This is a genomic window from Protofrankia sp. CiP1_Cm_nod3 (genome assembly GCF_982290655.1).
This window is the reverse complement of sequence record NZ_CEVIVD010000097.1, coordinates 1-1,621: the sequence shown is the minus strand read 5'-3', so window position 1 is coordinate 1,621 and position 1,621 is coordinate 1. Positions and strand designations below refer to the sequence as shown.

Here is a 1,621-nt window from a genome sequence, read left to right as displayed (position 1 = left end):
GGGCGGTGGACGGCGAGGTGTTCCTCGCCCACGTCAAAACCGCCGGCTACCTCGGCGCCGCCGCGCTGCGCCACGAGCTGTCCCGCCGCCGCGGGCTGCGTTGGGGGCCGGTCCGCAACGGGGTCGCCGAGCTGGCCAACATCCCCCGCGGCCTGGTGGAGGCGTTCTCCACCCGCACCGGAGAAATCAACGAGGAGTTCGCCGCGCTCATCGCGGACGGGTTCACCGCCTCGGGCGCGACCAAGGCCGCGGCGCAACGCGGCTCGAGAGCGCCGAAGAAAATTCTCGCCGACGGCCAGGTCCGCGCCGCCCAGCACGCCCGGCTGACCGACGCCGGATGGACACCCGGGCAGGTCCGCACGCTCGGCGCCCGCATCGACCGGACCATCGACCCGCCGACCCCGGCGGACATCGCCAACCTGGCGGACCGGCTGACCGGCCCGGCCGGACTGACCGCCCACACCCCCACGTTCACCGCCCGGGAGATCGTCCAACAGGTCGCGGCCTGGGCCGGGGACCGGCTCGACCCCGACGCCATAGCGGACATCGCCGAGCGGACGCTTGCCGACCCGCGGATCGTCCTCGTCGACACCGCCGCCGCCCGCCGGCGGCGCCAACCCGAACCGGTCTACACCACCCTCGACCTGCTCGAGGCCGAGGACAGCGTGCTCGCCCTGGCCCGCCAGGGCCGGATCGACCACGGCGGCCCCGCCCACCGTCTCCTCACCCCGGAGCAGGTGAACCGGCTTCTCGCCGCGGCCACCGCCGCGGCGGATCCCGGCGGCGCGCACGGCGCGCCGGCTCCGTCGCCGGACGGCGCGACCGCGCTGAACGCGCCGCGCGATCCTGGCGCGACCACGGCAGGCGCGCCATCCGACCCGGACGCCGCCGCTCCCCCACCGGCCACCCGCGACAGCCACGCCACCGGAGACGGCGCCGAGCCGTCCGGGCCGTCCGCACGGCGGCTGTCGGCCGAACAGGTGGAGCTGGCCCGGCGCATCCTGACCTCCACCGATCTGGTGCGGCCGGTCATCGGCCCGGCCGGCTCCGGCAAGACCGAGGCCATGCGGCTGGTCACCACCATCCTCACCGACGCCGGCTACCACGTCCTCGCCGCCGCCCACGGCGGCCGGCAAACCGAGCAGCTCGCCGACCGGCTCAACATTCCCGCCCGGGTCGTCGCCGGCTGGCTCACCCTGCTCGACCACACCGACGACCCGGCCACCATCTGGCCGGCCGGCACCGTACTCATCCTCGACGAGGCCACCCACGTCGACACCCGCCACGCCGAACGGCTCCTGCGCCACGCCACCCGCACCCACACCGTGATCATCGCGTTGGGGGATCCCGCCCAGCTCGGCGCGGTCGGCGCCGGCGGCTGGTTCGCCCACCTGGTCGCCACCACCCCGGACACCCCCGAGCTGACCGTGCTGCACCGCCAGGCCGGCCCGGCCATGGCACCCGTCCGCGCCGCCCTCACCGGCCTACGCACCCCCACACCCGGCGCGGCCCGGCGCGCCCTGCACCACCTCGCCGCCGACGGGCGGATCCGGCTGTGCGACAGCCGCGACGAGCTGCTCGCCGCCGTGGTCGACGACTGGTACACCGCATGGCACCACCG

The 1,621-nt window shown here is 76.2% G+C and carries 1 protein-coding gene; it reads left to right on the top strand.

Annotated elements, in window-relative coordinates; all coding sequences use genetic code 11:
- Positions 1-1,621 (top strand): AAA family ATPase (locus tag AC5LUJ_RS17095; RefSeq protein WP_493465285.1); only part of this gene is annotated, 1,621 nt, incomplete at both ends.